This is a genomic window from Bradyrhizobium huanghuaihaiense, from assembly GCF_007830635.1.
GTDB classification, from domain to species: Bacteria; Pseudomonadota; Alphaproteobacteria; order Rhizobiales; family Xanthobacteraceae; genus Bradyrhizobium; species Bradyrhizobium huanghuaihaiense.
The window spans coordinates 1-5,567 of sequence record NZ_VLLA01000080.1 but is presented as its reverse complement, the minus strand read 5'-3'; the positions used below and the strand labels follow the sequence as shown (position 1 = coordinate 5,567).

Annotated in this window: 5 protein-coding genes and 1 pseudogene; 2 read left to right on the top strand and 4 right to left on the bottom strand. The window is 64.8% G+C overall.

The window, feature by feature from the left end; genetic code table 11:
- A partial coding sequence (locus tag IQ16_RS44645; protein WP_488226088.1) for a transposase occupies nucleotides 1-295 on the top strand: 295 nt, incomplete at its 5' end.
- A 71-nt stretch (nucleotides 296-366) separates the two neighbouring features.
- Here the strand turns inward: IQ16_RS44645 and IQ16_RS44640 are convergent.
- Together IQ16_RS44640 and uvrA are read right to left on the bottom strand one after the other, a co-directional pair.
- Nucleotides 367-936, bottom strand: a complete 570-nt coding sequence (locus IQ16_RS44640) for a DinB family protein (protein ID WP_026311862.1) — start codon at nucleotides 934-936, stop codon at nucleotides 367-369.
- Between the two features lie 131 nt (nucleotides 937-1,067).
- On the bottom strand, nucleotides 1,068-4,043 hold the full coding sequence (uvrA, locus tag IQ16_RS44635; RefSeq protein ID WP_018642156.1) for an excinuclease ABC subunit UvrA: 2,976 nt from the start codon (nucleotides 4,041-4,043) through the stop codon (nucleotides 1,068-1,070).
- 27 nt (nucleotides 4,044-4,070) lie between these two features.
- On the opposite strand from uvrA, the gene IQ16_RS44630 reads away from it, so the two are divergent.
- Nucleotides 4,071-4,298 carry a hypothetical protein gene (locus IQ16_RS44630; RefSeq protein WP_145832241.1) on the top strand — a complete coding sequence of 76 codons (228 nt, stop codon included), beginning with the start codon at nucleotides 4,071-4,073 and terminating at the stop codon, nucleotides 4,296-4,298.
- A 21-nt stretch (nucleotides 4,299-4,319) separates the two neighbouring features.
- Here IQ16_RS44630 and IQ16_RS44625 read toward each other — a convergent pair whose 3' ends face one another.
- The gene (locus IQ16_RS44625; RefSeq protein WP_018642154.1) at nucleotides 4,320-5,066 is read right to left on the bottom strand and encodes an outer membrane protein; all 747 of its coding nucleotides are present in this window, start codon (nucleotides 5,064-5,066) and stop codon (nucleotides 4,320-4,322) included.
- 255 nt (nucleotides 5,067-5,321) lie between these two features.
- Nucleotides 5,322-5,567: pseudogene (locus IQ16_RS46410) on the bottom strand (group II intron reverse transcriptase/maturase); the annotation flags it as partial.

Below are 5,567 nucleotides of genomic sequence, written 5' to 3'. Positions count from 1 at the left end.
AAATCCCCGTCGCGTCTTCATCTCCGGCCAGAAGCGCGGCGTTTTCGGTGTCATCAAGCGCGAGCTGCGCCGCCGCTCCGCCATCGAGCCCATCATCGGACACCTGAAGGCGGAAGGCCACCTCGGGCGCTGCTACCTCAAAGGCCGCGCCGGCGATGCCGCCAACGTCGTCCTCTCAGCCGTCGGACACAACTTCCGCCGCATCCTCGCCTGGCTGAGATATCTCTTGTGCCTGTTCCTGGCCCAGCTATGGCGCACGCTCGCCCGGCCAGCCTCGATCAATCCGGCTTCTTAACGGACGACTTTTTCGCGCAGACAATGGCGTGTGGCTGACCGACCATGTGCCGCCGGACTTCCTGACATAGCCTACATCCGGGATTTCCAGACGGTCGCCTCGGTCCAGCCGAGTTCGGCGAATTCGGCAGCCCGGAGCGGCGCTTCGCCCTCCGCAAAGAACTCGTCGAGCTGCGGCGGCGCGACGGCCGTTTCGGACAGCATGGCGTGCGCCTGGCCGCGATGATGGATCTGGTGCTGGAACAGATGCATGAGCAGCCGGTCGCGGCGCTCGGTCTGAACGCTCGTGTCGCGGTTGATTTTCACGACGTCGTCGAGCCGCGCGGGCGTCAGTGCATCGCAGATCGCAATCAGGCGCTTGTCCATTGCGGCCTGGGCGGGCTTCAACGCGGTGAGAGCAGGAAAAGGCACCTCGTTCTTCCAGGCTGCCGGTCCGAGCCAGCCACCTTCAAGCGCATCGATGTAGAAGAGGTCGATGACGTAGATGTGGTTCAGCGTACGCTGCAGGCTTGGAAAGAAGCCGGTGCGGTGGGCTTCGAATTCGGACTGGGACAGCGCGGTGCAGGCGGCGAGCAGGCGATGGTTCGCCCAGGCATTGTTGTGGGCGAAGGCGCGATAGGTCTGCACGAGTCCAGCGGACATGGCGGCTCTCTCCCGAATCCTGCGTGGTTCGTCGGGCGAGGATGACGAAGCGTGGCCCAACTGTTCCACAAGAGGGGCAGTGGCGGATTACGCCTAGCTAATCCGCCCTGCGCGACTTCGATCCAAAGCGTCTACTCCGCCGCCTCGCTCGTGCTCCGCCGCTTCGGCTTCCGCGCCTTCTTCAGCACCGGCTCCAGGAACTTGCCCGTGTAGCTCCGCGGTGCCTTGGCGATGTCCTCCGGCGGGCCCCAAGCGACGATCTCGCCGCCGCCGTCGCCGCCTTCGGGGCCGAGGTCGATGACCCAGTCGGCGGTCTTGATGACTTCGAGATTGTGCTCGATGACGACGACCGTGTTGCCCTGCGCGACCAGCTCGTGCAGCACCTCCAGCAGCTTCTTGACGTCGTGGAAGTGCAGGCCGGTGGTCGGCTCGTCCAGGATGTAGAGCGTGCGGCCGGTGGCCCGCTTGGACAGCTCTTTTGCCAGTTTGACGCGTTGCGCTTCGCCGCCTGAGAGCGTTGTCGCTTGCTGGCCGACGTGAATGTAATCGAGCCCGACGCGGTGCAGGGTCTGAAAAGTCTCGCGCACACGCGGCACCGCCTTGAAGAACTCGGCGGCTTCCTCGACGGTCATGTCGAGCACGTCGGCGATGCTCTTGCCCTTGAACAGGACTTCCAGCGTCTCGCGGTTGTAGCGCTTGCCCTTGCAGACGTCGCAGGTGACGTAGACGTCGGGCAGGAAGTGCATCTCGATCTTGATGACGCCGTCGCCCTGGCAGGCCTCGCAGCGGCCGCCCTTGACGTTGAAGGAGAAGCGGCCGGGCTCGTAGCCGCGCGCCTTGGCTTCCGGCAGCCCGGCGAACCATTCGCGGATCGGCGTGAAGGCGCCGGTGTAGGTCGCGGGGTTGGAGCGCGGAGTGCGGCCGATCGGCGACTGGTCGATGTCGATGATCTTGTCGATATGCTCCAGGCCCTCGATGCGGTCGTGCGGCGCGGCGCCTTCGCTGGCGCCGTTCAGCTTGCGGGCGATGGCGCGGTAGAGCGTGTCGATCAGGAGCGTCGACTTGCCGCCGCCGGAGACGCCGGTGACGCAGGTGAACAGGCCGAGCGGAATCTCGGCGGTGACGTTCTTGAGGTTATTGCCGCGCGCATTGACCACCTTGATGGTGCGGCGGTGGTTCGGCGGGCGCCGCTCCGGCACCTCGACCTCGAGCTCGCCGGTCAGGTACTTGCCGGTCAGCGATTTCGGGTTGCGCATGATCTCGGCGGGCGTGCCTTCGGCAACGATGTTGCCGCCATGCATGCCGGCGCCGGGCCCGATGTCGAGCACGTAGTCGGCAAGGCGGATGGCATCCTCGTCATGCTCGACCACGACCACGGTGTTGCCGAGGTCGCGCAGCCGCTTCAGCGTATCGAGCAGGCGGGCGTTGTCGCGCTGGTGCAGGCCGATCGAGGGCTCGTCCAGCACGTAGAGCACGCCTGTGAGGCCCGAGCCGATCTGCGAGGCCAGGCGGATGCGCTGGCTCTCGCCGCCGGACAGCGTGCCGGAGGAGCGGGACAGGGTGAGATAGTTGAGGCCGACGTCGAGCAGGAAGGTCAGGCGCTCGCGGATTTCTTTCAGGATGCGACCGGCGATCTCGTTCTGCTGCTTGTTCAGCGCCTCCGGTACGGTCTCGAACCACTCGCCGGCCTTCTTGACCGACAGCTCCGAGATCTCGCCGATATGCTTGTCGCCGACCTTGACGCAGAGCGCCTCGGGCTTGAGCCGAAAACCCTTGCAGCCCTCGCAGGGCACGTCGTGGAAATACTTTGCCAGCTCCTCACGCGCCCACTCGCTCTCGGTCTCGCGATAGCGGCGGTTGATGTTGGTGATGACGCCCTCGAACGGCTTCTTGGTGTCGTAGGAGCGCACGCCGTCCTGGTAGGAGAACTTGATCTCGTCCTCGCCGGAGCCGTAGAGGATGGCGTCCTTGGTCTTCTTCGCGAGATCCTTCCACTTGGTGTCGAGCGTGAACTTGTAGTGCTTGCCGAGCGCGGTCAGCGTCTGCTCGTAATAGGGCGACGACGACTTGGCCCAGGGCGCGATCGCGCCCTTGCGCAAGGAGAGCTCCTTGTCGGGAATGACGAGGTCCTCGTCGACATGCTGCTCGACGCCGAGGCCGCCGCAGGCCGGGCAGGCGCCATAGGGGTTGTTGAACGAGAACAGCCGCGGCTCGATCTCGGGAATGGTGAAGCCGGAGACCGGGCAGGCGAACTTTTCCGAGAACAGGATGCGCTCGGGCCCGCTCTTGTCGTGGATTTTTGCTGTCTTCTTCTTTTCCTCGGCGGGCGCGGCGGCCGGCGCGTCGGCGAACTCGATGACGGCGAGGCCCTCGGCGAGCTTCAGCGCGGTCTCAAAACTCTCGGCGAGGCGCTGGCCGATGTCGGCGCGCACGACGATGCGGTCGACCACGACATCGATGTCGTGCGGGAATTTCTTGTCGAGCGTCGGTGCTTCCGCCAGCTCATGGAAGGTGCCGTCGATCTTGACACGCTGAAAGCCCTTCTTGAGCCATTCGGCGAGCTCTTTCCGGTACTCGCCCTTGCGGCCGCGTACGACGGGTGCGAGCAGATAGAGGCGCGTGCCCTCGGGCAGCGCCAGCACGCGGTCGACCATCTGCGAGACGGTCTGGCTCTCGATCGGCAGGCCGGTGGCCGGCGAATAGGGCACGCCGACACGGGCCCAGAGCAGGCGCATGTAGTCGTAGATCTCGGTGACGGTGCCGACGGTCGAGCGCGGGTTCTTCGAGGTCGTCTTCTGCTCGATCGAAATCGCCGGCGACAGGCCGTCGATCTGGTCGACATCGGGCTTCTGCATCATCTCGAGGAACTGGCGGGCATAGGCCGACAGCGATTCGACGTAGCGGCGCTGGCCCTCGGCGTAGATGGTGTCGAAGGCGAGCGAGGATTTGCCGGAGCCGGAGAGGCCAGTGAACACCACCAGCTTGTCGCGGGGGATCTCGACGTCGATATTCTTGAGGTTGTGCTCGCGCGCGCCGCGGATCGTAATTGCGCGCAGGCTGGAGCCCGCGTTCTGTTGTTGGCGCTTCGCCTTGATCACTTCATCCATCCGAGTTGCCCTCAAGGAAGCCCAAAGGTGCGCGATCGCGCCAACAAAAAAGGCGCGCTGCGCCCGGAACCGGGATCGGCGCCGATGGGTATGGCAGCGAACGTAGGAAGAACGGAGACGGATTTCCAGAGGGAGTTGCGAATCGTCAACGGAATGTTGGCGCGCTGGCGGCACGTGGCAGCAGCGGGGCTTGCGGAACTGCTTTGGAACGTTGCCGCCAAGCAAAAAGGCCGGCACGAGGCCGGCCTTTCGTAACGCGAGGGCGTTGGAGCAAGACTAGTACTTGGCCACCACCGGGCCGCCGAAGGTGTAGTTGAGGCGGACGGTGCCCATGTCGACGTCCTGCTTGATACGGTCGATACGGTCGTTGATGCCGACAATCGTGAACGAGTTGTTGCGCTTGCCCATGAACAGATGGTCGTACTCGATCGCAACGGACCAGCCCGGCGCGAAGCCGAATTCGAGGCCGGTGCCGACCGCGCCGCCCCAGCGCGTCTCGCTTGCGCTATCGAGGACGACGCCCCCCACCGTACCGTTGTACTTGGCGTGCGTGACGGCCGCGCCACCCTTCACGTACCAGAGCACGTTGTTCCAGGCATAGCCGACCTGGCCGGTGAACAGGCCAAGCGCGTCGATCTTGGTCTCGTTGACCAGCGGTGCGAGCACCAGGCTCGTGTTCGAGCCCTTCAGGTTGGCCCAGTCACCCTGGGCTTCAAGGCCGAACACCCAGCTGGCCGATTGCCAGCGATAGCCGATTTGGCCACCGACGACGGCGCCGGTCGCATTGTGACAGCCTTCAGCCGTGTCCGGACCCGCGACGCCGAAGATATTGTTGACGTCCCAGCAATTGCGGCTCGAGGCGCCACCGGCGTTGGCACCGATGTAGAATCCGCTCCAATTGTAGATCGAGGCCACAGCCACCGGCGCCTTGGTGTAGGGGCGGGCCGCAAGATCGGCCGCCGAGGCCGGTGTCAACGCGCTGAGTACGAACAGGCTGGCCGAAGCCAGCAAAACCTTCTTCATCTGATTCCCCAGTTCCGTTTCTCTTTGTTGCCTTCCGCAAGGAAGAGCAGCGGACCCTATGAGCCAACTGACGTTCACAGCTTTACACCAATAAAGCCAAAGGTTGTGTCACCGGGGAGCCACATCTCGCCGAAAACGCGAGTGGCGGGTTGGCGCGTACTGCTGCGCGCGCAAAATCGGGATAGGGGGAAGCCTCGCGGCTCCGCCCCTCCCACACCACCGGACATACGGGTCCGTATCCGGCGGTTCAGCGGATTATGCGGGTCGCCGTGCCGCGACGGAAGCCAAGCCGAGTGAGGCAAAGAAGCCGTTTGGCAGAGCAATGGTGAGCGCGGGGCTGTTCGCGAGCCGCCAAGGGCCACGTGGGCTGCCGGCGGTTTGCGCCGCCAGATCCCGGCCGACGCCGCGGCGTCGCAACTCGGCAAAGCGAGCGGGTCCATACTTCCATTGCTTCCAGGCAACGGCGCGCAACCGTCGCCTGATCCACTGGTCAAGCACGCG

Bases quoted from the DNA above. Each gene is read 5' to 3' on its own strand.
- IQ16_RS44640 (WP_026311862.1), bottom strand. From the start codon at position 936: ATGTCCGCTGGACTCGTGCAGACCTATCGCGCCTTCGCCCACAACAAT.
- uvrA (WP_018642156.1), bottom strand. From the start codon at position 4,043: ATGGATGAAGTGATCAAGGCGAAGCGCCAACAACAGAACGCGGGCTCC.
- IQ16_RS44625 (WP_018642154.1), bottom strand. From the start codon at position 5,066: ATGAAGAAGGTTTTGCTGGCTTCGGCCAGCCTGTTCGTACTCAGCGCG.